This is a genomic window from Paenibacillus jiangxiensis (assembly GCF_046098255.1).
In the GTDB taxonomy this organism is placed as follows: domain Bacteria; phylum Bacillota; class Bacilli; order Paenibacillales; family Paenibacillaceae; genus Paenibacillus; species Paenibacillus jiagnxiensis.
The window spans coordinates 35,944-61,446 of the sequence record NZ_JBJURI010000033.1 but is presented as its reverse complement, the minus strand read 5'-3'; the positions used below and the strand labels follow the sequence as shown (position 1 = coordinate 61,446).

Below are 25,503 nucleotides of genomic sequence, written 5' to 3'. Positions count from 1 at the left end.
CGGATCTATCTGAGGGGAGAACCTGTTTAACTTTTAGCGGGTAGCGCTTATCTTTGTTTACGAAGAAAAGTGTTCTTGGTCATTCAAGAATACTTTTCTTTTTTCTATCTATAAGCAGTTATTATATTTGGGGGGAAACAAGGTATGAAAAAATGGTTTGGCGGTCTCATCACCGTGACACTTGCATCCGCATTGCTGGCAGGCTGCGGGAGCAGCGCCAGCACCAGCGGAAATGCCGAAGGAGGCGGTTCCGCACAAGGCGGGAAGCAAAAGCTGGTCATCTCCACCTGGGGCTTTTCCGAAGATTTCTTTAAATCTGAAGTGTATGCGCCGTTTGAAAAAGAGCATAATGTCGAGATCGTTGTGGATACCGGCAATAACGCCGAGCGTCTGAACAAAATCCGTCAAGGCAGCTCCGATGTCGATGTGGTATTCCTGTCTGATTACTATGCACAGCAAGGAATTCAGGAAGGGCTGTTCGACACGATCGACCGTTCGAAGATCCCGAATGTCGATAAAATTTATGATATTGCAAAAGCGCCGCTTGGCGAAGAATACGGTCCGGCTTACACCATCGGCCGCCTCGGCATTGCATACAATCCAAGCATGGTATCCGGCGACATCACGTCCTGGGCGGATCTGTGGGGGCCCAAGTTTGCCAATAACCTGACCCTGCCTAATATTACGTCAACCACAGGGCCGATGGCTGTGGACATGGCCTCCAAGGTAGCTGGCAACAAGGAATTTAATGAGGATGCTGCTTTCGCGAAGCTGGCGGAAGTGAGCCCGAATATCGTCAAATTCTACAGCCAGACCTCCGAGTTCGTCAACATGTTCAGCCAGGAGGAAATTGCCGGCGGGCCTATTATGGAAATGTACTTTAAAGACCTCAAGGCAGCTGTTCCTGACGCTAAATTTGTAGCCCCTTCCGAGGGAGCTTATGCGGTTATGAATACCGTGAACATTGTTAAAGGAAGCGATCAGAAGGAGCTGTCCGAGGAATTCATTAACTGGATTCTGAGCAAGGAAGTACAAGAGGCATCCGCCAAGGCGAAGGTGGACTCTCCGGTCAATACAGAGGTTGTGCTGAGCGGAGCTGACACGGAAGGCATTACTTACGGTGCCGATGTTGTTGAAAAGCTCGTCAAGCTGGACATGTCCTTTGTTAATGAAAATATCAAAGCATGGACAGACCGCTGGAATAGGGAAGTTGCTCAATAATGAAAAAAGTGATCCTGGATGTAGACACGGGTATTGATGATGCATTAGGCATAGTGCTCGCTGTTAAAAGCGGGCGTCTGGATATTCAGGCTATTACAACGGTGTGCGGCAACGTATCGCTGGAGCAGGCAACCTTGAATACATGCAAGATCATGGATCTGCTCAATCGTCCGGATATTCCGGTGTATAAGGGCGCGGATGCGCCCTTGGTCCGGAATCATTACGACGAGAAGAGAGTTCATGGTGAGGACGGTATGGGCGGGGCATTGAAAAATCAGGCTCCGCGTACCGCACCCTCCGCTGGATTTGCACCTGACATCATGATTAACCTTGCGAAAAGTCATCCGGGCGAGCTTACACTGGTCTGTACCGGCCCATTGACCAATCTGGCGCACGCTTTGTTGAAGTGTCCTGAGCTTCCACGATTTGTCAAAGAAGTTATTTTTATGGGCGGGGTGATTCACGGCCCCGGGAATGTGACACCTGTAGCCGAGTACAATATGTATGCAGATCCGGAGGCAGCCCGCATCGTGTTTCATGCCGGTTTTGGCAGACTGGTTCAGGTTGGGCTGGACGTCACACGCAAGGCGCTGCTTAAGGCTGAGCATGTGGCGAACTTGGCTGATCCGCAGCTGCAGGCTTTCGTTGCGGAAAGCACCGCTGATTATACGAAAAGGTACGAAGCACGGTACGGCGTCCGGGCGTGCGCGCTGCATGATCCGCTTGCTGTTGGCGTTGCGATAGATTCGGGTCTTGTACAGACTTCTTCCCTGTATGTGGACATCGAAACCTCAAGCCGTTTATGCGACGGGCAGACGGTAGGCGATGTCCAGAACAGGCTGGGGCAGACGCCAAACATGGCGGTGTGCGAAGAGGTGGACAGCACGGCATTTCTGGATCTGTTCGTCAGGGAGGTCGGCAAGACGGCGATGTCCCCTGCCGGGTCAGGGGGAGCATAAACCAATTTTGGGTTAAGAGAATTGACCCGCTGCAAGGAGTTGCACATGAAGAGAACATACCTGTATTGGCTGCTGCTGCCGGGTCTGCTCTTCCTGACAGTGTTTATGGTCATTCCAATCGTGCTGACGATTGGATCGACCTTTGTTCAGGAAGGCTCCTTCACGCTGGAAGGCTATCTGCATTTTTTTAAGGACCCTTATTTCCTGAAAATACTTCTGACAACACTGCAGGTTAGCGTTGTAACTACGCTGCTGTGTGTGCTGCTCGGTTTCCCGACAGCCTATTATATTTCGCAAAAAGCGCCGCGGAAGAAAGGCATCTTGCTTGCGCTGGCCATCTTTCCGCTGCTGACCAGCCCGGTGGTGCGTTCCTTCAGCTGGATGGTGATCCTCGGACGCAAGGGCCTGGTGAATGAGACGCTTACGGGACTTGGAATCGTGGACAAGCCGCTTGAAATTCTGTATACACCTGTCGCCATGATCATCGGTCTCGTGCATCTTTTCCTGCCACTGATGATTATATCGCTGGTTGGCGTGCTGGAGAACATTGACAACGATTTGGTCAAGGCCGCTCAGAGTCTGGGGGCGTCGCGCTTTGGCGCCTTCCGCAGAATCGTATTTCCGCTTGCGGTGCCGGGGCTGATTATCGGCTGTGTGCTGGTGTTCGTAGGAAGCCTGACCGCATATACGACGCCTGCGCTGCTTGGAGGCAAGCAACGGGTCATTGCGACCTTCCTGTACCAGAACGCAATGACGCTGAACGACTGGTTTCTTGCATCGGTTATCGCAACAATTATGATCGTCATTACATTTATTGTGGTTGGTCTGTTGAACAAAACGGCGGTCAAACTCAATCCGAAGGGGTAGGTGGATATGCGGGAGAAACATTTCGGGCTGGGCTTGTTCAGTCTGCTGGTCTTCATCTTTTTGCTGGGCCCGCTTCTGATCATTTCCGCCACTTCATTTGAACCCGGGACCGTGCTGAAATTTCCGCCGGAAAGCCTTTCGTTGCGCTGGTACCGGAATATTTTTGAGGTGGGTATGTTCATGTCCTCATTCTGGACGTCCATGATCATCTCACTGGCAGGCAATATTCTGGCTTTGCTGCTGGGTGTGCCGGCCGCATATGCGCTAAGCCGTTTTTCCTTCCGGGGCAAAGGCTTGCTGAATGCGGTATTTCTGTCCCCGGTGCTGATTCCTGGCATTGTGCTCGGCTTTACGCTGCTGCGATATCTGATCGTTGTCTATCATCTTCCCGTCATGGCGGGGCTGCTGATCGGACACACCGTCATTATGCTGCCGTTTGTAATCCGTGTAATCGCATCGAGTTTATCGAATTTCGATTTCGCTGTCGAAGAGGCGGCGCTGAGCCTTGGTGCAGGCAGACTGCAGACCTTCTTTCAGGTGGTGCTGCCGAATATCCGTTCAGGCATTATTGCTGCGGTTCTGATCGCTTTTCTGGAATCCTTCAATAACGTCGACATCTCGGTATTCATGACAGGTCCGGGCTTCAGCACGCTTCCGATCCAGATGCTGACGTATGTAGAGAACTATTTTGATCCGACGATCGCCGCCATCTCGGTGCTGTTGATGATTTTGACCGGGGTATTGATGTTCTTGCTTGAGCGGCTCATGGGCTTGTCTTATTTCACTAAAAGGTAATGGGGGCTTCAGGTTATGGCACTGCTAACATTGGACCGCGTATCCGTGGCCTACAACAATACGTATATTTTGAAGGATTTTGACCTGCAGCTCGAAAAGGGACAGCTGCTGTCGCTGCTCGGCCCAAGCGGCTGCGGCAAAACGACGACACTCCGCCTGATCGCCGGTTTTCTCGAAGCGAAGGAAGGCAAGTTCCTGTTCGGTGGAAAGGACTACACCCGTGTTCCGGTCAACAAACGCAACTTTGGCTTCGTGTTTCAAAGCTATGCCTTGTTCCCGCATCTGTCCGTTTATGACAATGTGGCGTTCGGGCTGCGGCTGCGCAAGGTGAAGGAGGACGAAGTCAAGCGGCGGGTCATGAACATGCTGGACACGGTCAGCCTTGGCGGATTTGAGAAGCGTTTCCCCGGAGAGCTGTCGGGGGGCCAGCGGCAGCGTGTCGCCATTGCGCGGGCGCTTGTCATTGAGCCGGATTTGCTGCTGTTTGACGAACCGCTCAGCAATCTGGACGCCAATCTGCGGGTGAACATGCGTGTGGAAATCCGCCGCATTCAGCAGGAACTAGGCATTACGACAGTCTACGTGTCCCATGACCAGGAGGAGTGTTTTTCGATATCCGATCAGGTGGCTATTATGAACAAGGGAACGATCGAGCAGCTTGATGCTCCTTCGGCCATTTTCAAGTATCCGTCAACGGAGTATGTGGCCCGGTTTATAGGTTTCAACAACTTCCTTCAATTTGACGAGAGAATCGTAGAGGATGAGGGGCAGCTTACACTGACTTCAGGGGGCAGACCTTTCCTGCTTTCCCGCAATCCGGGAACTGCCCAGCCGGGCGCGCGGATGGGTGCGATCCGTCCCGACGATATCATCATCCGGGAGAACATGGGGGAGAGCTTGCCCAATGAGATTCCAGGCATCATTAAAGTGAGCACCTATCTCGGAAGAAGCTATCAATACGTTGTTGAGACCGAGCAGGGTCTCTTCACCGCCAACCAGGAGACGGATGTGCCTTACCCGAGCGGTCAACGGGTCATTCTGCATTTTCCCCAAGACAAAATGGTGCTCGTTCATTAATGAGCGATCGTGACGGTCCGGCGTTTGCGCCTCCGGTTTCAGCCGAAGGTACGCAGCAGCAAGAACGGCGAACTGAGAAGGAGATACCTTATGCGTGCAGATAAGCTGATTTTACAAGTGCAAGTCTATAATAGCTTTTACAAACGATTTGAAACAGGGAACGTGGCGGTGCTGAACGGACAATTCATGTACATTGGCAGCCGCGGACTGGATACGTTTCATGCCGATGAGATTGTCGAGGGCGGCGGCAGATATATGATTCCCGGCCTGATTGACATTCATCTTCATATTGAGAGCTCGATGGTTACACCCGCCGCCTTCTCGGACGGGCTGATCCGCAATGGTGTGACAACGATTGTTCCGGAGCCCCATGAAATGGCCAATGTGTTCGGTCTTGAAGGGATCCAAAAGATGATGGAGGCGAGCCGGGAATGTGTGGCGGATATGTTTTATGCCATTCCCAGCTCCGTACCGGCGACACCGATGGAAACGTCCGGCGGGGAAATCGATATACCGGAAATTGATCAGCTCCTCCAGACCGGAGAGATGATCTGTCTTGGCGAAATTATGAACTATGTAGATGTGATCCGTGATCCGGACAGCAAAACCAACCGGATTCTGAACCATGTCCGCGAGCATTATCCGGACCTGATCATTGAAGGCCATACGCCAAAGCTGCTTGACCTCGATCTGCATCGCCTGATTTATGCCGGCATCGGCTCCGATCACACCCATCAGAGCATCGAAGGCATGACAGCCCGGATCGCCGCAGGCATGTTTATTGAAATTCAGGAAAAATCGATGACCCCCGAGGTTATGGAATATTTGATTCGTGAAGATGTGGCCCAGCATTTCTGTTTTGTGACCGATGATGTGATGCCGGATTCCTTTGTGGAGCGGGGGCATCTCAATCATATCGTACGCAAGGCGGTAGAGATGGGCATGCAGCCTGAGCATGCCATCTATGCGGCGACCTTTACACCTGCTGCGCGGATGCGCATGAATGACCGCGGGACCATCTCTCCGGGCAAAATTGCCGACTTCGTGCTGCTGTCCGATTTGCAGAGCTTTGAGCCGGATCAGGTGTACAAGAGCGGGCTCAAGGTGTTTGACCGGTATGAAGAACAAGCAAGCAAGCTGGCGTCCGGTTACTTTCCGCAGCATTTTTATCACAGTGTGCAGCTCCCGCTGCTGGAGGAAGAAGACTTCAAAGTCGGTATTGACGAGGAAGACGGGGTGCATGATTGCCGCGTGATGATCGTTAAGGATGGCTCCACGTTTACCGAAGAGCATATTGCCCCGGCTGTGGTACGTGACGGCCTGCTGCAGTGGGAAGAAGGGGAATACGGCCTGATTGCCACATTTGAACGGTATGGCAAAAACGGGAACCGTGCGTACGGCTTGATCGGTGGAGACACCATCAAACGCGGAGCGGTAGCAACAACGTATTCGCACGATAATCATAACCTGCTCGTGGTCGGACATAATCCACAGGACATGGTGCTGGCGGCCAACACCGTTATTGCAGGGCAGGGCGGCTTCTGCGTTGTGCATGACGGCAAGATTTTAGCTCATCTGCCCCTCACTGTCGGCGGTATTCTGACGGAGGAGCCGCTTGACATCGTGGCTGTCAAGGTTAAAGAGCTTCGCTCGGCCATGCTGTCACTGGGTTATCGCCATTACAACCCTATAATGTCGCTGAGCACACACTCTCTGCCCGTAAGTCCTGCTTTCAAAATTACCGATCATGGGCTGATTGACGTGAATGGGGGCCGAGTTGTGCCACTGCTGGTAGAAAAATAACATGGAAAAATGGATATGATAAAAAGAGAAAAGCAGCTTCATCCTCATCCGGGGATGGAGCTGCTTTTCTCTTTAAGATTCACTATCCGTTTTGCAAGACGTTGAAGATCCTGCTTTGGTTCTTTCCCCCAGCTTCATAATCAACTCAATGTCTTGATCGGTTAATCGATCAAGGAAATGTTTGCGTATTGCCTGGGAGACGATGGGGCGGGCCTCAGCCAATGCCAATTTTCCAGTGGAAGTGATGATGACTTGAACACCACGATCCGTGTCTAATGGTTTCCTCATCACAAGTTCGCGTTTTTCCATCCGTGTCAGATGGTGTGACAATCGGCTCTTATCCCAGCCCATCGAGTCGGCCAATTCCTGCTGGCGAAGGCTGCCGTCCCCCAAAAGGTCTAACCGATCCAGTACCCCATAATCACCCTCTGATAGTCCTGTGTGCTCGGACATCTCTTTGATTACGCGACCGAAGATGCTCTGAAAGGAGCCTTTCCACGTATGCCATATTCGCATTTCTTCTGCGTTCAATTCGTTTTTATCCATAGCAACATCATAACATGGTTGACGCATCAACTTCAATATGTTACAGTGGATTTAGGTTGACGTGTCAACTTGATTCAGAGCTATATTTGGCTACATATCGATACCAAAAAGGAGACTGTGTCTATGCAGGATAAACCCGTCGCCCTGGTCACCGGGGCCAACAAAGGAATCGGCCTTCAAATCGCAAAGGATCTCGCGGAGCACGGCTTCACTGTGCTTGTCGGGTCGCGTAATCTCGAGCATGGGGAGACGGCCGTGAAGAGCGTCGGAGCAGATGCCCGCGCCCTCCAGCTTGACGTCACGAATCAGGCTTCCATCACCGCCGCGGCAGAGCGCATCCGCAGCGAGCTCGGCCGTCTTGATGTGCTCGTCAACAACGCGGCCATCTCGCATACGAGTCGGCCGCCGGGCATGTCCGTCGAGGAGTACGCTAAGTCGACCATGCCGAGCAACGTGTCCCTCGATGAATTGCGTACGGTGTTCGAGACCAACGTGTTCGGCGTCGTTGCCGTTACCCAAGCGATGCTTCCGCTTCTACGTGAGGCCCCGGCAGCCCGTATCGTCAACGTGTCGAGCGGCGCTGGCTCGCTGACGATGAACGCGGCCCCGGACTTCCCTTGGCGCTCGATTTACGGCCCCGTCTACCCTGCGTCCAAAACGGCGCTCAACGCCATGACACTTGCCATGGCGATCGAACTGGAGTCGACGGGCATAAAGGTTAACGCTGTAAGCCCGGGCTTCGCTGCGACGGCTCTCAACAATTTCGCGGGCACGCTCACCGTGCAACAGGCTGCACGCGAGCCCGTGCGCCTCACACTCCTCGGCCCGGACGGACCGACAGGCACGTTCTCGGGCGAGAACGGCCCAATTCCGTGGTGATGCAGTCTCGAGTGCATGATCCTGAGGGATCGCAGATTGGAAATGAAGTACAGAACGGTTGGGCCAATCTCTCTAAAAAATATGTTGTTATGGAAGGGAAAGATATAATATGGAACTCAAAGTTAGTGCACCCACTCAAGTCATTTCAGTGAAACCGGTCGTGCTGTCCGCCCCGGGCCGTGGTGAGGAACTGCAAGTACGAGTATCTGCGCCCGTGACTGGGAGCGAATTGCCTATTATTATTTTCTCGCACGGCTTTGGCTGGTCGCTGGACGGCTACGCCCCGTTGGTTGATTTCTGGGCTGCCCACGGCTTCGTGGTCATTCAGCCCACACATCTCGACTCAAGAAGACTGAGCCTTGCTCCGGAAGATCCGCGTACACCATTGATCTGGCGTTTCCGGGTCGAGGACATGAAGCACATCCTCGACCAGCTCGATCTCATTGAAGCTTCTGTTCCCGGTCTCAGCGGGCGCCTCGATCGAAGCCGCATCGCCGCCGCCGGACACTCCTTCGGGGGTCAGACGGTGGGCATGCTGCTCGGCGCGCGAGTCCTCGATACCAACGGCGAACCGGGAGAGGACATGTCCGACTCACGGATCAAGGCGGGCGTGCTGCTTGCCACGACTGGCAAGGGCGGAGCTGACCTGTCTCCGTTCGCAGCCGAGCACTTTCCATTTATGAATCCGGCCTTCGCGGAGATGACTACGCCGACCCTCGTGGTTGCGGGGGACCATGACCAGTCCCAATTGTCCACCCGGGGGCCGGACTGGTTCACCGACCCGTACTTCCTTAGCCCGGGCAGCAAGGATCTGCTCACCCTCTTCGGGGCAGAGCACATGCTTGGCGGAATCTCTGGCTACGAGGTCAAGGAAACAACGGACGAGAGCCCCGAACGGGTGGCCCTGATTCAGCGTGTCACGTGGGCTTATCTTCGCACTGCGCTTGGCCTCGACGCTTCGAGCTGGCCAGAAGCCCGCGCGGCTCTGGAAGAGAGCGCCAACCCGCTGGGCCGCATAGAGTCTAAGTAAGGGGTGACGGAGGCATCTTTTTAAACAACTGCTCTTTTGGCGGACGCTCATAAGGTGTCCGCTTTTTTAATACCGTCCAGGGATGCGAAAGACTTTGGCCCAAAATTTGTAGGGAGCTGGTCTTGTTCACAATCTGTCACAGCATAAATGCGACATCTCCTTGATTACAAGCTTGGCGTCAGATGCGCTTTACCCCTGAAACATTATGTATGTTATTTTTCTAAAATACGAATAATAAAGGACAGTCAGCATTAAACTACCCTCCCGTTATCTCCCAAATTTTTTAACTATAAGTTGAGAAAACTTCCTTCATGAAGTATCGGTGGGAGATGAATAACATTTCACTTCCAAAACAAGAACGTATGTGCTATTATCTTCGTGCCACACATGAATTCAACTAAGGAGTTGATAATGAACCATGACAGCAGATCAGAAAGCAAGCATCACGGTAGAAACTACAGTTGATGCACCGATGGAAAAAGTATGGTCGTATTGGACCGAGCCGCAGCATATCACAAAGTGGTCTTTTGCTGCAGAAGATTGGCATGCGCCCAAGGCTGAAAATGACTTAAGAGCTGGCGGAGCCTTCCTTACACGAATGGAAGCGAAGGACGGAAGTTTTGGCTTTGATTTTGGCGGAGTATATGATGAAGTGAGACCCCATGAATTTATTGCTTACACACTTGGAGATGGAAGAAAAGTAGCCATTACTTTCAGCAGTCAAGGGAGCGAGACGAGGGTAACTGAGGTTTTCGAGGCAGAAAGCGAAAACCCCATTGAAATGCAGCAAGCAGGCTGGCAGGCATTTTTGGATAATTTCAAAAAATATTGCGAGAGCTGAAAGAACGGCAAATCAAATGGATGCTAATGAACTTTATGTGCCACCCATCAGAGTTTTTAGGTTTTCTGAAGGGTGGCGTTTTTCTATCTGCAAATACTCCGTGTTCATCCAATCTTCATGCAAATCTTCCCCATCATGACTGTTCAATTGAAACCCACCATGCTATAATTAAAACAGGATTTAGATTAAGTCTAAATTCTAATTTGTTGAAATTTGAAGAATGCAGCATAGGTTTCGGCAAAGATAAGAACATAAGCAAGCGAACAAATATTTCCGGGAAGGGGTAAGCAATATGACCACATTAAAAAATGCAAATACGAATACAGCCAATGAGGCTGCAACCCATCTTTATGAGGCGTTAAACCGCCAGGTGGCTACATGGTCCGTCTTTTATACGAAGCTGCATCATTTTCACTGGTACGTAAAAGGAGCTCATTTCTTTAGATTGCATGCAAAGTTTGAAGAGCTGTACAATGAGGCGGCCGAGCATATGGATACAATAGCAGAGCGCCTGCTTGCGATCGGCGGCCGTCCGGCAGCCACAATGGCAGAGCATTTGCAGCTGTCCATTGTGCGTGAGGCTGAAGGACAGCCAAATGCCGAGGAGATGGTAGAGACAGTAGTCAGCGACCTGAAGCTGGTGACCACCGATTTGGCCCAAGGTATGGAGGCTGCAGAAGCGGCCGGCGATGCTTCGACGGCAGATATACTGAACGGTATGCGGGAAGCGGTGGACAAGCATATCTGGATGCTGAACGCTTTTCTGGGCAAATAACAGTATTTCGTCTAACAGGGATGGAAGGCATTGTCACGGATGTGTAGATCGCGTGAATAAAAGCCTCATTCCATTGGTTCTCCCTGTTCCGGGGCGTATAATGAAGGTTATTAAGCTGGAGGGGCCTGTGCGGCCCCACGGCACGGAACAGGGGAGCTGGATAGTGCAAACGGAAAATACGGTGCTTCTGCAGGAAGCGGAGCATTTTATATATAAATGTTATAAGGAGCTGGGTCTGAGCCGCGAGGAAGCGGGGGCCCGGTTTCTTGATGTAAAAAGGGAAATTGAGCTCACAGGAACCTATGAGCATACCTTTGCCGAGTTGGAGCACGGAGCCCGCATGGCCTGGCGGAACAGCAACCGCTGCATTGGCCGGCTGTTCTGGGACAAGCTGCGTATCAGGGATGAACGCCACATTACCGGAGCCGCCATTATTGCGGAGTCGCTGTTCCGTCATATTGAGACGGCCACGAACGGCGGGAAGATTGTTCCTACCTTGACGGTGTACAGACCCTCACAGCCGGACAAACCGGACATCAGAATATGGAACCACCAGCTGATCCGTTATGCAGGGTATGAGACGGAGCATAGGATTGTCGGTGATCCAATCTCTCTTCAATTGACGAAGCTGTGCCAGCGGCTGGGCTGGGAGTCCCAGGGGAGCGATTTTGACGTTCTCCCGCTGGTGATCGAGGCGGACGGTCAGGCCCCTATGCTGTTTCCGATCCCGGAGGAGATTGTGAAGCAGGTTGATATCGATCATCCGGATATCGAGGGCTTCGCTGGGCTGGGCCTGCGCTGGTACGCAGTGCCCATTATTGCCGACATGATGCTGAGCATCGGCGGCATCCGCTATACGGCGGCTCCGTTCAACGGCTGGTATATGGGAACGGAGATTGGCGCGCGCAATTTTGCGGATACGTTCCGTTATAACAAGCTGCCCGCAGTAGCGGAGCTGATGGGGCTTGACCGCTCCAGTGAAACGACGCTCTGGAAAGACCGCGCTCTTATTGAGCTTAATGCGGCAGTTCTGCATTCGTTCCGACGGGATGGGGTGAGCATCGTCGATCATCACACAGCGGCTGCTCAATTCAAGCTGTTCGAGGAACGGGAACGGAAAGCTGGCCGGGAGCTGACAGGGGATTGGACCTGGCTGATTCCGCCCCTTTCACCAGCCGCCACCCATATTTTCCACAGCTCTTATGAAAGCAGGGTGGTAAAGCCTAATTTTTTTGCCCAGGAGAAGAAGTATGCGTCCCGTCCGGGCACCGGCGGCTGTCCGTTCCATTAAGATTTTTTTCTAAATAAACTGTTTTGCATATACGCTGCTGCAGCATATTATGTTATGATCACGTATTAATAGAACAGATGATATAGATTGATTTATGGGGGACACGAGCAGAATTGAAGACAAAGCAATTGGAGCACTGCATTGAAGAGCTGCTGCGGCGGGCGGATATCGGCGTGAGCGTCCGGCTGGAGAAGAAATTTCCCGGCGGGCGTATGGTAGGAGGCAAGTACAGTATGAATACCCACACTATCACTATGTATACTGATATTATTCAGGCACAGTGCATGCAGATGTTCGGTAGTTTGGAGCAGGCTGAAGAATACTTTGCCGTCGTGCTCGCTCATGAAATCGGCCATGCGGATGATCCTGAGCTGCGGGCGCTGTCGGAGGCTCTGGATGAGACGGATGATCCGTCAGTAAAGCGGCTGACCGCGCTGCGGATTGAAGAAAATGCGTGGAATTATGCATTGAACCTGCTGCCTGAGGCAAATTCAGAATTTATGTCCATCATTATTGACGAATCGCTGTTTGCTTACCGCGAGATGGTGCGAGATCGGGCGGTTACGGCTTAAGTGCATTATATAAGAAAAATATATCCTTGAATCAAAGAAAGGGAGCGGTTCCGGTCCATTTGGCCGGGAATCGCTCCCTTTTGGTTTGCAAAAGAGTTTTTACTGAGGGTTGGTTGTCCAAATGCCTGCCGTTTTAATAAATACACGCTGAGGAAGCTTCAGGGTGGCCAATACCAGCTCGGCCACGTCCTCCGGCTGCATCATGCGGTCTTCATCACCGATTTTGAGCCCGGCGCTGGAGGCAAGCTCCGTATTTACAGTGCTTGGTGTCAGTGCCGTGACACGGATGTTTGATTTGCGAACCTCCTGCATCAGCGATTCTGTAAAGCCAAGAACCGCAAACTTCGATGCGCTGTAAGCGGAGGTAGTGGCTGCTCCCCGTTCCCCTGCCGTCGAGGAAATGTTGATAATGGTGCCGCTGCTTTGCGCTACCATGCTTGGCAGGGAGGCACGGGTCACGTAGTAGGTGCCCATCAGGTTGACGCGCACGATGCGCTCCCATTCTTCCGGATCCATATCCAGTACGGTACCGAAGGTGGCGGTTCCCGCATTATTGATCAGAATATCGATAGCCCCAAGCTCCATCTCGAGCGAAGCTACAGCCGCTTCAGCCTGCGTGCGGTCGGATACGTCCGCCGCTGCGCCGGCTACTTTTACACCGTATGTATCTCCCAATGATGCCTGAAGCTGCTCCAGATCGGCAGCCGTTCGCGCGATGAGACCAAGATTGACGCCTTCCTTGGCCAAAACTTCAGCGATCGCTCTGCCGATGCCCTTGCCTGCACCGGTAATGACCGCAGTTTTGTTCTTAAGTTCCATGAAAATATGCCTCCTGATTACAAGGGATTTAGTATGAATGGGTTATTCTTCTGCGGATACCTGCACCATTAGCTCATAGGTGTCCAGGGAAGCGCCAAGAATGGCCTCGTTTTTGCCCCGCCCCTGGTGTGCCGCACGAAAAGCATCGCTTGACGTCCAATTGCGGAAAGACTGCTCATTCTCCCACATGGTGCATACCTTCAGCTCTTCCTGATCCTTATTGACACCATGCCACACTTCGAGACGCACAAAGCCCGGCATTTCCTGTACGCCCTGCCCCTCGGCAAATCGCTTGGCCAGCTCTTGGCCAGCCCCTTCCTTGACTTTGATCGTATTGGTCACAACGAACATCGTGATTCTCCTCCCCGGGTAAGGTCCGCTTCAGCGGTAATGCACATGACAAGTCTATTATAACGATTCCTGTCCGGCGAAAACAAACAGCGGTGGGGAGGGACTGTTGCAAATAAACTGAACATATCTCGCAAGAGTCATCTAAGCATAACAAGCGAAAGTTTTGAAATCCCTCAGGACTTCAATTTGCATACGTATCGCCCGCTGGGTGAGTCTTCAAATATTCTATGGCATTGTAAATTTCTTCAGCGGCTTCCGCCCGTGTAATGTTCTTTTTTGGATGGAACGAGCCGTCTGCATCCAGCTTAATGACACCATAGGCAAGCCCACGTTGAATAGCGCCGGAATATTCGACCTTCAGTTGCTCCTGATCCCGAATCTCCACAATAACCGGTTTGATCAATGGCAGCTTCCCATGTGCCTCCATCGCCAGAATCAGCTCGGCTGTGAACGCTTCACGTGTCATCTGGGCATCGGGATCCAGGTCCTTATCGAGCGGAACCCCGTTAGCTCCGGCAGTAATCAACGCATTTGCATACCATGCATTGTCATCGGCTTTTGAAAAATAATTCGTAGCTTTAGGTTCGACCAGGAATCTGATGCCATCCAAATTGAGTCCAAACGCATTCACAATAAGTTGAACGCTTTGTGCAGCGGAGAGGGTGGTCTGTGGAGCAAACAACTCAGATGTGACCCCTGATACGATATCTCTTTGTTGCAGGCTGATAATTTTGTCCTTTGAAGAAATATTGTCTAAATCTGTAAAGGAGCTTGAAGCAGCAAAGCTTTGTCCCAATAAAGCCGTAGAAATTAAAGCTGCCGTTGCAGATACTGTAATTTTATGTATTATTCTCACTGCATTCACCTCATAACATAGTGTTAAGAACTAGGTTCTTGCTACCCTAAACGGCTAGAGATTTGAAAAGGTTGCATGAAATTGGACAAATGCATCGAACCAGCTGGTTCGATCAGCCTGTTGAGAAACTCTCAACAGGCATTTCTTCGTATTCATTATTTACCTGTTCAACCTGAGCAGAGGGCGACTACCCTTGTGATATCAGGGCAGGCTGAATTGGGCTTACTGTTCTGGATTTAAAGGAGTTAAATCCTTCATGGCGGGTCCTTCAATTACTTTGCCGTCAAAGTTAAAACGAGAGCCGTGACAAGGGCAGTCCCAGGAGCGCTCGCCGGCGTTCCACTCCAATTCACAGCCCATATGGGTGCAGGTGGTATCCACCACATGCAGGCGGTCTTCCTCATCTCTGTATGCCCCGGCCCGTTTTCCGTTGAGGCCCACTACGGCTCCTTCGTTCTTTTGCAGATCTTCGATATTTTTGTTCCCGAGGCTCATTTTGCCAGTGATCAGCTCTTTGGCTACATTGGCATTTTCGGATACCAGTGTCGTGACACTTGTAGTTCCCTTGAAACGGGATGGTGTGAATACATCTTTATATGGGGTCTCTCTGCCAAGAATTTGCGACGATATCATCTGTCCGGCCAGTGTTCCCGAAGTCATGCCCCATTTGGCAAAGCCGGTTGCGACCCAGATGTTCTCCTTGTCCTCTGTAATCTGTCCGATATAAGGGACATTGTCCAGCGTGATCAGGTCCTGTGCCGACCAGCGGAATAAAATTTTGCGGATGCCGAGCAGCCCCCCGGCATATTGCTCCAGCTGTTCATAATAGGAGAGCGTGCAGCCGCCTTGTCCTGTCTTGTGGCCTCCTCCGCCAACAATCACCAATTGCTCGTCATTGTGCATCACCGAACGGAAGGAGCGTTTGGGCTCGTCCATGGAAATGAACATACCGCCCTCGTACGTCGTCTCCGGTTTGATCGCAATGGCATAGGAGCGGCTGGGATGGAGGCGGGCAAAATACATTCCCGGATCATAGAACGGAAAATGAGTAGCCACCACAAGATGGTCGCAAGTGATGGTATGCTGGTCCTGGGTGCTGAGCCGGATAGGAGTGCCTTCCTGTACTTCTGCCACGGTTGTATGCTCGTAGATGGTCACCCCCATACGAACGAGCTCATTAAGTATGAATTTAAGGTACGACAGGGGATGGAACTGCGCCTGCTCTTTCAGGCGAATTGCCCCGCATGTGGTGATGGGAAGCGGAATACGTTCCACCCATTCCCCGGGAATACGCAGCTTTTCGTAGGCTTCGAATTCCTTTTTCAGCGTCTGCAGTGAGCTCTCGGCTTGGCCGTATACATACGCCGCTTCTTCTGTGAGCTGGCAGTCGATGCCGTGATCCCGCACCAGCTCCCTGATGAAGCGGAGCGCTCCTTCATTGGCCTCATAGTAAAGCCGGGCCTGCTCTTCGCCGAAGGTGCTGATCAGCTTGTCGTAAATCAGTTCATGCTGAGCTGTGATTTTGGCAGTGGTATTTCCGGTTGTCCCGTCCAGGATTTTTCGGGCTTCAAGTACGGTTACCCGCAGGCCTTCCTTGGCCAGCAGAAACGCGGTGGTCAACCCGGAGATCCCGGCGCCGACAACGGCGACATCCACGCTGACATCTTCAGCAAGGGGAGGGAACTCTGGTAACGGAGTAGTGGCGTGCCAAATGGATTCGGAATATGGGGGGAGCTCTGTGGAAGTTCGCTTGTTTTCGTTCATTAAAATCGTTCCTCCTGTAAAGGTTCTTTCTTAATGATTACCACTTCTTAACAGGATGAAACTCTCTGGTTCCTTTAATTCGCGGTTTGCGCGAAATATGAAAGGCTTTATACACAGAAATCCCTTTAAGCTCGGGCAACGGTGCTCTGGCGATCAGCACCAATTTGCCGTCTTAAAGGGTAGGGTATCGTAAGAAAAACTACCGCTAAATGCGGTCCAGAACACCCGTCCTATTTAAAAATGCCAAACAAAAAAATCCCTCGTTAGGATGAGGGATTTAGTTTCATTTTGGCTTGAAGTCTTGTTGTTCTTTGAACAAGTAGATCAACAACATTGTCGGTTTCTTCTTTCCATTCCGAAATCTGTTCGACTCGCTTGTCGATTCGTTCCAGCGTTGCAATCAGATCATCATGCTGGTGCGCTTCAATTCGGTTGACGGTTCCTTTAATGCTCGAAATGTCAACTTCCATACGTCCCATTTTTGTTTCCATGCTGTCTGTTCTTGAATCTATGCTGTCTATTCTTGAATCTATGCTGTCTATTCTAGACTCCATGTTGCCCATTCTAGACTCCATGTTGCCCATTCTAGACTCCATGTTGCCCATTCTAGACTCAATGCTGTCCATTCTAGACTCAATGCTGTCCATTCGCTCAATCATTTGAGACATTTGATTCTGTATCCCGCTCATTTGCGTCTGCATTTGACTGAGTATATCAAGTACCTTTTCGTCCAAGGATATCACCTCGCTTCATTATAACACCGCATATATAGCTAAACAACGACATATTCAAATCACACACCCTTGGCTATAGCTATCTTTTCGTCGTCTTTCAACCACAATGCTTGACTAAAGAAGTAGGGTAGGGGCTTCCAATCTCAGCAAGTAAGGAGGAGAATAAACAGTAACCGTGCAGCATACCGCGCAAAAAGTAGATTTCTTTTATCTCTTCCTGAACCAGGCCGTACAGCCCGTCCATTTCATGCAAAAAACCAATGCAACGTGTTGCGCGGTTATCTACTGCCTTTTGATGTATCTTCTTATGTAGCTGGTTGATGCACATTTGTTCCCGGAGGATCGCTTCTTTCTCTGTTGGGTGTAAATCACGCCTGTAAAGCTCTGTATGCCCGTATTCAAACAGGTGGGGATGAACAGATTCCTTGGGCGAACCATTGATCACCGATTCCCCTTGGATTGCAAGAGAATAAGCGAACGCCATTCCACGGCGAAAGAATATCTCACGGTGAAGGTCTTGCCGCCTTGTATAAGCATCTTCCAGTTCAATGAGTGTAGACTGAATTCCACTGTCAGCATGAAGCGTTCCTTCAATAAGCTTTGCCATATGTCTGGCCATTTGCTCCTGAATCCTCAAGCGTTCATCTTCAATGCTTTCGTCATGAATATTCAACCAATCGAGCACGTATTGTGCTATGAAGCTCACCGTATATCCTCTCCTTGAATCCTTTATTGGATTGTCATATATTTATAGGAAAATTCGGGTTCCGCTTTCAATTGTTAATTAGGTTTTCAAAGAGCAATGGCATTTGGTACTATTAAAAGCGAGTAAGAAAGTGCCTACATAATCAATCATACTATCTTATGACAGTGAAATCAAGAACAATTTCCGTCTTTTGACAGTAAAAATAAGAAAGGTTTGAAATTATGAGCATTGAGCATGAAAGTCTGAATACAATTGGTGAGCGAATTCACCTTTTACGAAAAGCGAAAAAGGTATCAATGGACGTGCTGGGGAAGGCTATCGGTACGAACTCTGGAAACATTAGTGATTGGGAGAACGATAAAAAGCAGCCAAGTGCAAAATTTTTAATAGCTTTGTCCGACTACTTTGGCGTAACCGCTGATTATATCTTAAAGGGTACGGGAGCGAGTCATAATAAGAGTCCAATGCCAATTACCTTAAAAGAAACCGCGTGGTTGATCAATGAATGTATAATGAACGACGTTATTGTAATGGTTGAAATTATGAATTACGGATTATTTTCTTTTGAACTTTACACAAGGGTCTATGGGGCCAAAGTAAGAAATATGGATGTGGTTCTTTCACTATTTCATGGGCAGGATATTGAACAAGCCTCCAGAGACGGAGAGAGTGTCGAGCTATTAAGCCTAAAAGCAACGGATGCAGAATTATATGCAAAACTTTCTCATATGGATGGTGACTGTGTTCATATTGATACTGTAAATAGCTGTTTCCTGGAGGGGGAAGAGAGGAGTAGAAACCGTACCTTCAGGCTAACCCTAAAATGCAGCCACGTGTTCTTTTTAGAAAAGTACGAAGAAATCCGCAAATGAACATAAAAAATATGCCTGTTGAGGGAGGCTCAACAGGCTGACTGCTAAACGCGATCTGTCTCCTTTGCAGTTGCGTCAATAGACGTTTTTCTTATCGTAATTTTGTTGGTTGGCACATATTCGGGCTGCGCTGCCTGGGTGCTGTGATTCAACACGGCGACGGCTTTTCTGGCAGTGTCCGTAACGGTATGCAGAATTTGGCCGACATCCTGTGCGGAGTTGACAATGGCATCGATGGCCCGGATTTTGTCTTTGACCTGGGCGGCAATATCGTTTGCATGCCCGAGCACGCTGCCCGCCTCGCTGCCTAGATCCCTGACGGCCTCGCGCGCTTCGGCCAGCGCTTTGTTCGCTTCGTCCAGGGTGGCCATCGCTTTGCGCAGCAGTATGATGATGCTGACGACAAGCCCGATAAACGCAACGGCGATCAGGAAAACACTGAATTCAACCGACATACATCATCCTCCTTCTGCTACCATGGTATGTACAAGTTCATTGGCTTTATGCCTAATCTTTGCATGGTATTCGCAGCAGGAAGATACAGACCAGCAAGCAGACCAAGCTGCAGTCCAAGCTATAGAGGCGCCAGCTGCCAATCGATCACCCGGCCGGCCGCCAGGCTCCTGGGAACATCGACAAGCCTCTGGTTACGGCTTCCCCGGAAGGGGAGGGAGACGTCCTTCTCTTCTGCGATAAAGGGACCGTCCACGATGACGTCGCACAGTCTGGCAAGCTCAAGCATGGACGAGTCCTGGATCAGCGCTCCGAACGTAAAGCCTGTGTACGCCCAGACCGTATGGGCGGGGCAGGCGGCTCTGTAGGCCTGTACGAACGGGATGCATTCCACCGCCGAGAAGAAGGGATCACCGCCGCACAGCGTAAGCCCGTCCAGCAGCGGATTGGCCGACGCTTCGCGGATCACGGCCTGCTGCAGCTCCCGTGTAAAGGTATCCCCCGCGCGGAAGCTCCAGGAAGCGGGGTTAAAGCAGCCGGGGCAGGCATGGCGGCAGCCGCTGATGAATACGACGGCACGCAGGCCGCTTCCTTCATTCAGCGATTCGGGAATATAACCGCACCAATTCAACGATGCTTCACCCGGTCCCGAACCTCCGCCTGCTTGGCCGCATTAAAGCGGACGGTATAATCTCCGGTCAGGTAACCTGTGACGCGGCGCAGCCGCTGAAAGTGGGTGTCCCGCTCATCCGTGCCGCATTGCGGGCACTCGCTGCCAATGATGCCCTCATATCCGCAATCCGGACAGCGGTCAATCGGGTGATTGATGGAGAAATACCCAATATTCTGGGACAAGGCGTACTGCACGATGGTCCGGAACGCATCCGGGTTGCTGCGGGCATTGCCGTCCAGTTCAACATAGGAGATGGCGCCCGCATTGCAATAAGCATGGAAAGGCGCCTCGAGATCAATCTTGCGTGCTGCCGCCACCTTGTAATACACGGGAATATGGAAGGAATTCGTGTAATATTCGCGGTCCGTAACCCCTTCAATCTGTCCAAATTCCGCGGCGTCCAGCTTCGTGAATTTGCCTGCCAGCCCCTCGGCAGGTGTCGCAAACAAGGTGATGTTCAGGTCATGTGTTTCGCTCATCCGGTCACAGAAGGTGCGCATGGCGGCAATGACCCGCTGTGCTTCCCTGTGTACGACATCGCTCTCCCCGTGATGCTTGCCGTACATCGCTTTCATGCATTCTGCCATCCCGATAAATCCGATCGCCAATGTACCGTGCTTCAGCAGACGGCCGACCTCTTCCTCGGGCGACAGCTGGCTTCCGCCTTCCCATACATCCTCCCTCATCATGAAATCGGAGGCCTTCGCAGGCTGATGTGCCTGAATGCGATAACGGTGGATCAGCCCCTCCAGGGCAATGTTCATGCTCTTCTCCAGCTTGGCATAGAATCCCTTGATATCCGGGTGATTGCGGCTCCCTCTGCAAATCCCGTGCTCAATGCCGATGCGTGGCAGGTTAATCGTATTGAAGGACAGATTTCCTTTCCCGCTCTGGCGGTTTCTGCCGAACCGGTCGCCGATGGTGCGGGTGCGGCAGCCCATGGTGGCTATAATCGTATCCGGGTCGTTTTCGCGGTAATACGGCAGATTAAAAGAAGCGTCCACGTTGACGAAGTTCGGGTACAGGCGCTTGCTGGAGCATTCGACGGCCAGCAGGAACAAGTCGTAGTTAGGATCGCCGTGCTTTTGGTTGATCCCCTGCTTGCACTGGAAAATATGCTGCGGAAACACCGGCGTCTCGCCCGCGCCCAGCCCGCTGATCGTTGCTTCCAGCAGCGCGCGTGCTACAAGCCTTCCTTCGGGTGAAGTGCACATGCCGTAATTGAGCGAGGTGAAAGGAATCTGACCTCCGGCCCGGCTGCTCATCGTATTCAGGTTGTGTATGAGGGACTCCGCCGCCTGGCGCGTTTCTGTTCCCGTCTCTTCCATAGCGAACGCGTAGGAGCGTGGGCATGCTTGCCGGGCCGTTTCACTTTCCATATGTATTTGCTCATAGTCAAGCGAGGCTGGCTCTGCGAAAAGCCGCTGTCCCTTGCTAAAGTGTCTTCGGAAAGAACGAGCTACATAGGGGGCAAGGTCCCAGTCGATCTTATTGGCGGACACGCCGCCAAATTGGCTGTTTTGCTGCGCCTGAAAAATGATGGCCACAAGCGCCATGGCGGACATGATGGTCTGGGGTGTCCGTACCGACCCGTTGCCGGTATTAAATCCTCTTTCCAGCAGCCTGTTAAAGGGAATAAAGATACAGTTGGTCGTGCCAAGCGCATACTGGTCCAGATCGTGGACATAGACGTATCCCTGATCTACCGCCTGCTTGAGCTCCCCTGGGAGAATGAATTCCCTGGCATACCATTTGGCGTATTCCGATCCCAGCCTGCTCATTTTGCCGCTGAAGGATTCTCCGTTCAGATTGGCATTTTCGCGCAAAATGTCGGGATCACTCGCTCCGATCACCCGATCACCGATGGCATGGACGTTGGGGTCTGACAGCATATTCATCATTTGTTCCTCCATATTTCACAATATATAGATCACATTTCCCTTATTTTAGCTATATATTGTATTTGGTTATGTGATGTTAATCACATTAAGCTTGTCGTTAAATGAAAGCGTGGAATTTCAAGTGTCGTAAATGCCCGTATTTTAGAAAGCGTTTTCCTTGAACTTGGAGCTGTCTTCACGTACAATGCAGACAACGGATTTTACATTTAGGGGTGCCATTATTGTGACTATGGAGAAAAAAGCGCGGACGGCTACGCCCAAGTGGCTTGGCGTAGCCGTTCAGGCGCTCTTATATCTGAATAGAGAAGACGGAAAGCTGCTATCAAGCGGGGAAATCGCAGGGGCCATCGGAAGCGAGGTGACGCTTGTGAGACGGGTTCTGACACGGCTTGTACAAGCGGAAATCGTTACTGCCAGAGAAGGAAGAGAGGGTGGTTACATGCTCGCCAGGTCCCCTGATGAGGTCACCCTGGCTGATATTTACCGGGCTGTGGAAATTTGCGATCCCATCTGTCCGGGGATTCTCCCCAAGCCGGAGCATAATGAATTTTGTACGGATGTTGCTGCCGCCGTCTCGGAAGTTATTGAAGCAACCGAGAAGCAGATGCTGGAGCTGTGGGATGCTCATACGCTGGCGTCCCTTGCCAGCCGCTGTGAACAGGATTGATCGCTGTGTGGGGCAGGTTCCATTCGTGGAGTATGATTATGAACAGACCAGGCCGGCTGCCGGTCGAGGATTGAAAAAAAGCTGTGATCCATTGCTGCTGCAGGGGTCGCGGCTTTTTCTATTTTCACTCCTGAAAAAAGCATAATTGAGCATAAATTGTACATACTCCAGGTATATCCAATCCGGAGGGGATAACGCCATGATACGCTTTCGTTCGAAAAAACCGATACGACGAACCGGGGGCAGTACTCCACCGTCTCCCAAGCCGGTCGATGAAAAGCTTACCTGGGACCTGGAAGCGAACCTGGAGCATTTTCAGAAGCTGACCGGGGGCAGCCCTGACTTTATTGTCCGTAAATTTTATACCGGAATTGAACACCCCGTTAAGACAGCCATTGCCTATCTGGACAGCATGGTGAATACCGACGCCGTCAACAATCTGGTGATGCGTTCGCTGCTAGGGGAGCCGGCAAGAGAAGCTACCGCCAATGAACCGACAGCTGAGGGCATATTCCGTCTGCTGCAGGAACGGGCTTTGACAGTGGGGGAAATCAAGGGGTACCAGGAATGGAAGATCATGATGGCCGCGCTGCTGTCCGGGGATACGCTCATCTTCGTGGACGGCTGCGAGCGGGTCATCGGCTGCAGCACACGTGGGGGGGAGAGCAGGGCAGTCAGCGAGCCTACTACGCAGAATGTGGTGAGAGGCCCCAAAGACGCCTTTGTCGAATCCCTGTTCACGAATGTTGCTCTGATCCGGCGGCGGATTAAGAGCACTGATCTTGCACTGGAAGTGCTCCAGATTGGTGAAACCACTTTAACGAACGTTGCCTTGCTGTATATGAAAACCATTGCGGATGAAAATACGGTCGATGAAGTCAGACGGCGGGTGAACGACATTAATATCGACGCCATCTTTGAATCAGGCATGGTAGAGGAATTGGTCCAGGATCGCAGGCTGACTCCTTTTCCAACCATTTATAATTCGGAGCGTCCGGATACTGTGGCCAGCAACCTGCTGGAGGGAAGGATTGGCCTTATCATCGACGGTTCGCCTTTTGTTCTGATGATGCCTGCAGTGTTTGCCAATTTCTTTCAAAGCTCCGCCGATTACGCAGAGCGGTATGATTTGGCTACAGCGCTCCGGCTGCTGCGGTATGTTTGCTTTATCATCCTGGTTCTCGGTCCCTCGATATATATCGCGTTTACAACCTTTCATTACGAAATGATTCCCACCCCTCTCCTGATCAGCATTCTTGCCCAGCGGGAGACGGTGCCATTTCCAGCATTTTTGGAAGCTGTACTGCTGGAATCCACCTTTGAAATCATGAGGGAGGCGGGTATTCGCATGCCCCGCTTAGTGGGCCAGACGGTGTCGATCGCGGGGGCGGTGGTCCTGGGACAGGCGGCGGTGCAGGCCGGGATCGTGACTCCTCTGCTGACCATCGTCGTAGCAATCACCGGTATTGCCAGCTTTGCCATCCCTTCTTATAACATGGCTAATTCGGGCCGGCTATTCCGTTTCGGGTTTATGGTCCTCGCCGCTTTGTTTGGGCTGTACGGTCTTGCGTTGGGATTGATTACGCTGGTTGCCCATTTGACGAGCCTCAAGTCTTTTGGCGTGAATTATATGAGCCCGTTCAGCCCTTTTGACCTGAACAGCCTGAAAGATACGATACTCCGTCTCCCCGCATGGAAAGTGAAGAAACGTCCGCTCATGACAAGCAGTAAAAACATGCGTCGTGCCCGGGGCGGCCCCCCGTCAGCCGAGGGTCAGGAATCATAGCGGGATACAGGCAGGAGGAATTGAAAGATGGGCGATATCACAGGTGGAAATACCGATCCATGCCGGAGGCTTGTCGGCTTGTTCCTCTGCATCGGCATATTGCTGCTCCTCACCGGCTGCTGGGACTCGAGGGAGCTGAATCAGCGCGCGGTTATCGCGGCTATGGGCATTGATAAAGGAGACGTACACCGCTATGAAGTTTCCTTCCAAGTGATCGTGGCTGACGAGATCGCGGGGGAGAAGGCAAGAGGGGCTGCACCGGTCGTGCTTTACCGCGAGGAAGGGGATACCATTTTTGAGGCCGTTCGGAAAGCGTCACGGAAGGTGTCCAGGCAGATTTCCTTATCCCATGTCAGGGCGGTTGTCATCAGTGAGGAAATGGCCAGGAAAGGGATCAGTCACCTGGTCGACTTCCTTGAAAGGGATGCTGAAACCCGCCTGACCATAGAAATGTACATTGCCCGCGGGCACCTTGCCCGAGAGGTGCTGTCGACCATGACCTCAGTCGGCCGTATTCCGGCTAATGATATTACCGGCAAGCAGCAAATGTCGATGCGGATGTACGGCGAAACATATACATCCCAGATCGATCAGGTGATTCGGGATCTGTCCGGCCATGGAAAGGGCCCCGTCATTCCGGGACTCAGGGTGTCGGGCGACATGAAGAAGGCTCCCACAAAGGATAATGTGGACAGCATCGAGCCCAAAGCCGTCATGTATATTCAAGGGAGCGCCATTTTTCAGGGAGACAAGCTGGTGGGATGGATGGATGGAAGAGAAGCGATCGGATTGTCTATTCTCCACAATAAACTGCAAAGCAGCGTCACACCTCTGCCATATGATGACAGACCTGAAGCCGTCACCATTGAAACGATATTTTTAAAAAGCAGGACACTTGTTTCTTTGGAGAAGGGAGAGCCGGTTTTCACCATTGAGGTAGACCAGAATGGGGCCGCGGGGGAAGTCGATCTCCCCCTGAACCTGAATTCAAGCCGTGTGATCGAAAAGATGCAGAGGAAATGGAGTGCGGAAACGGCGGATTATGTAAGGCATGCGGTCCGTGCGGCCCAAGCGGCTAAGACGGATGTTCTCGGCTTCGGAAGGGTCGTTGAACGGAAATACCCGCAGCAGTGGAAAAAGCTGTCCGAAAAGTGGGGCAAGGAATTTCCTGAATGCACGGTACACATCCGTGTAACTTCCGTCATTAAGAACACCCAGACCCGGAAAAATCCGTACTTAACACACTAGAGGAAGGTGGAGCGAAC

General features: G+C 51.6%; 26 protein-coding genes. 16 read left to right on the top strand and 10 right to left on the bottom strand.

The genetic code is table 11. The features are described 5' to 3' along the window. Nucleotides 1-144 precede the first annotated feature (144 nt). From ACI1P2_RS25835 to ACI1P2_RS25810, 6 genes are all read left to right on the top strand, one after another. Entirely contained in the window at nt 145-1,221 is a 1,077-nt protein-coding gene (locus ACI1P2_RS25835; protein WP_355324888.1) for an ABC transporter substrate-binding protein, read from the top strand. After that, nucleotides 1,221-2,180, top strand: a complete 960-nt coding sequence (locus ACI1P2_RS25830) for a nucleoside hydrolase (RefSeq protein WP_355324885.1) — start codon at nt 1,221-1,223, stop codon at nt 2,178-2,180. The genes ACI1P2_RS25835 and ACI1P2_RS25830 overlap by 1 nt, the downstream gene beginning before the upstream one ends. A gap of 45 nt (nt 2,181-2,225) precedes the next feature. Further along, a complete protein-coding gene (locus ACI1P2_RS25825; protein ID WP_355324882.1) occupies nt 2,226-3,047 on the top strand; it encodes an ABC transporter permease in 822 nt (273 codons plus the stop codon). Between the two features lie 6 nt (nt 3,048-3,053). After that, nucleotides 3,054-3,842: an ABC transporter permease gene (locus ACI1P2_RS25820; protein ID WP_355324879.1), complete on the top strand. Its 789-nt coding sequence runs from the start codon at nt 3,054-3,056 to the stop codon at nt 3,840-3,842. A gap of 15 nt (nt 3,843-3,857) precedes the next feature. Further along, nucleotides 3,858-4,919 carry an ABC transporter ATP-binding protein gene (locus tag ACI1P2_RS25815; protein WP_355324876.1) on the top strand — a complete coding sequence of 354 codons (1,062 nt, stop codon included), beginning with the start codon at nt 3,858-3,860 and terminating at the stop codon, nt 4,917-4,919. Nucleotides 4,920-5,009: 90 nt separating this feature from the next. Beyond that, nucleotides 5,010-6,722 (top strand): adenine deaminase C-terminal domain-containing protein, encoded by a 1,713-nt coding sequence (locus ACI1P2_RS25810; RefSeq protein ID WP_355324873.1) that lies wholly within the window; start codon nt 5,010-5,012, stop codon nt 6,720-6,722. 72 nt (nt 6,723-6,794) lie between these two features. On the opposite strand, the gene ACI1P2_RS25805 is transcribed toward ACI1P2_RS25810, so the two are convergent. Beyond that, nucleotides 6,795-7,268 (bottom strand): MarR family winged helix-turn-helix transcriptional regulator, encoded by a 474-nt coding sequence (locus tag ACI1P2_RS25805; RefSeq protein ID WP_355324870.1) that lies wholly within the window; start codon nt 7,266-7,268, stop codon nt 6,795-6,797. A 123-nt stretch (nt 7,269-7,391) separates the two neighbouring features. Between ACI1P2_RS25805 and ACI1P2_RS25800 the strand changes: the two genes are divergently transcribed. The 6 genes from ACI1P2_RS25800 to ACI1P2_RS25775 all read left to right on the top strand — a co-directional run bounded on the left by ACI1P2_RS25800 (nt 7,392) and on the right by ACI1P2_RS25775 (nt 12,656). Further along, nucleotides 7,392-8,147, top strand: coding sequence for an SDR family oxidoreductase (locus ACI1P2_RS25800; protein WP_355324867.1), 756 nt, complete (start codon nt 7,392-7,394; stop codon nt 8,145-8,147). Between the two features lie 109 nt (nt 8,148-8,256). Further along, a complete protein-coding gene (locus ACI1P2_RS25795; RefSeq protein WP_355324865.1) occupies nt 8,257-9,177 on the top strand; it encodes an alpha/beta hydrolase family protein in 921 nt (306 codons plus the stop codon). A gap of 418 nt (nt 9,178-9,595) precedes the next feature. Beyond that, nucleotides 9,596-10,018, top strand: a complete 423-nt coding sequence (locus ACI1P2_RS25790; protein ID WP_355324862.1) for an SRPBCC family protein — start codon at nt 9,596-9,598, stop codon at nt 10,016-10,018. 292 nt (nt 10,019-10,310) lie between these two features. Further along, the gene (locus ACI1P2_RS25785) at nt 10,311-10,793 is read left to right on the top strand and encodes a Dps family protein (protein ID WP_355324859.1); all 483 of its coding nucleotides are present in this window, start codon (nt 10,311-10,313) and stop codon (nt 10,791-10,793) included. Nucleotides 10,794-10,956: 163 nt separating this feature from the next. Next, a complete protein-coding gene (locus tag ACI1P2_RS25780; protein WP_408976351.1) occupies nt 10,957-12,084 on the top strand; it encodes a nitric oxide synthase oxygenase in 1,128 nt (375 codons plus the stop codon). Between the two features lie 113 nt (nt 12,085-12,197). Then, nucleotides 12,198-12,656 carry a hypothetical protein gene (locus ACI1P2_RS25775; RefSeq protein WP_355324856.1) on the top strand — a complete coding sequence of 153 codons (459 nt, stop codon included), beginning with the start codon at nt 12,198-12,200 and terminating at the stop codon, nt 12,654-12,656. A 99-nt stretch (nt 12,657-12,755) separates the two neighbouring features. Here ACI1P2_RS25775 and ACI1P2_RS25770 read toward each other — a convergent pair whose 3' ends face one another. The 6 genes from ACI1P2_RS25770 to ACI1P2_RS25745 form a co-directional block, all read right to left on the bottom strand. Next, a complete protein-coding gene (locus ACI1P2_RS25770) occupies nt 12,756-13,475 on the bottom strand; it encodes a 3-ketoacyl-ACP reductase (protein WP_355324853.1) in 720 nt (239 codons plus the stop codon). Nucleotides 13,476-13,517: 42 nt separating this feature from the next. After that, a complete protein-coding gene (locus ACI1P2_RS25765; protein ID WP_355324850.1) occupies nt 13,518-13,826 on the bottom strand; it encodes an antibiotic biosynthesis monooxygenase in 309 nt (102 codons plus the stop codon). A 181-nt stretch (nt 13,827-14,007) separates the two neighbouring features. Further along, entirely contained in the window at nt 14,008-14,682 is a 675-nt protein-coding gene (locus ACI1P2_RS25760) for an S-layer homology domain-containing protein (RefSeq protein WP_355324847.1), read from the bottom strand. Nucleotides 14,683-14,904: 222 nt separating this feature from the next. Beyond that, nucleotides 14,905-16,446: an FAD-dependent oxidoreductase gene (locus tag ACI1P2_RS25755; protein WP_355324845.1), complete on the bottom strand. Its 1,542-nt coding sequence runs from the start codon at nt 16,444-16,446 to the stop codon at nt 14,905-14,907. A gap of 263 nt (nt 16,447-16,709) precedes the next feature. Then, complete coding sequence (locus ACI1P2_RS25750; RefSeq protein ID WP_408976350.1) at nt 16,710-17,093, bottom strand: hypothetical protein; 384 nt, start codon at nt 17,091-17,093, stop codon at nt 16,710-16,712. Nucleotides 17,094-17,277: 184 nt separating this feature from the next. Then, nucleotides 17,278-17,886 carry a hypothetical protein gene (locus tag ACI1P2_RS25745; protein ID WP_355324839.1) on the bottom strand — a complete coding sequence of 203 codons (609 nt, stop codon included), beginning with the start codon at nt 17,884-17,886 and terminating at the stop codon, nt 17,278-17,280. Between the two features lie 221 nt (nt 17,887-18,107). Here ACI1P2_RS25745 and ACI1P2_RS25740 point away from each other — a divergent pair, with 221 nt between their 5' ends. Continuing rightward, nucleotides 18,108-18,758 (top strand): helix-turn-helix domain-containing protein, encoded by a 651-nt coding sequence (locus tag ACI1P2_RS25740; RefSeq protein ID WP_355324835.1) that lies wholly within the window; start codon nt 18,108-18,110, stop codon nt 18,756-18,758. A 44-nt stretch (nt 18,759-18,802) separates the two neighbouring features. Here ACI1P2_RS25740 and ACI1P2_RS25735 read toward each other — a convergent pair whose 3' ends face one another. The 3 genes from ACI1P2_RS25735 to ACI1P2_RS25725 all read right to left on the bottom strand — a co-directional run bounded on the left by ACI1P2_RS25735 (nt 18,803) and on the right by ACI1P2_RS25725 (nt 21,776). Beyond that, entirely contained in the window at nt 18,803-19,213 is a 411-nt protein-coding gene (locus tag ACI1P2_RS25735; protein WP_355324832.1) for a DUF948 domain-containing protein, read from the bottom strand. A 119-nt stretch (nt 19,214-19,332) separates the two neighbouring features. Further along, the gene (gene nrdG, locus ACI1P2_RS25730) at nt 19,333-19,842 is read right to left on the bottom strand and encodes an anaerobic ribonucleoside-triphosphate reductase activating protein (RefSeq protein ID WP_355324829.1); all 510 of its coding nucleotides are present in this window, start codon (nt 19,840-19,842) and stop codon (nt 19,333-19,335) included. Then, the gene (locus tag ACI1P2_RS25725) at nt 19,839-21,776 is read right to left on the bottom strand and encodes an anaerobic ribonucleoside triphosphate reductase (protein ID WP_408976352.1); all 1,938 of its coding nucleotides are present in this window, start codon (nt 21,774-21,776) and stop codon (nt 19,839-19,841) included. The genes nrdG and ACI1P2_RS25725 overlap by 4 nt, the downstream gene beginning before the upstream one ends. Nucleotides 21,777-22,008: 232 nt before the next feature. Between ACI1P2_RS25725 and ACI1P2_RS25720 the strand changes: the two genes are divergently transcribed. The 3 genes from ACI1P2_RS25720 to ACI1P2_RS25710 all read left to right on the top strand — a co-directional run bounded on the left by ACI1P2_RS25720 (nt 22,009) and on the right by ACI1P2_RS25710 (nt 25,486). Continuing rightward, nucleotides 22,009-22,452, top strand: a complete 444-nt coding sequence (locus tag ACI1P2_RS25720; RefSeq protein WP_355324823.1) for an RrF2 family transcriptional regulator — start codon at nt 22,009-22,011, stop codon at nt 22,450-22,452. Nucleotides 22,453-22,651: 199 nt separating this feature from the next. Next, the gene (locus tag ACI1P2_RS25715) at nt 22,652-24,238 is read left to right on the top strand and encodes a spore germination protein (protein ID WP_355324820.1); all 1,587 of its coding nucleotides are present in this window, start codon (nt 22,652-22,654) and stop codon (nt 24,236-24,238) included. Nucleotides 24,239-24,265: 27 nt separating this feature from the next. After that, nucleotides 24,266-25,486 carry a Ger(x)C family spore germination protein gene (locus ACI1P2_RS25710; RefSeq protein ID WP_355324817.1) on the top strand — a complete coding sequence of 407 codons (1,221 nt, stop codon included), beginning with the start codon at nt 24,266-24,268 and terminating at the stop codon, nt 25,484-25,486. Nucleotides 25,487-25,503 lie beyond the last annotated feature (17 nt).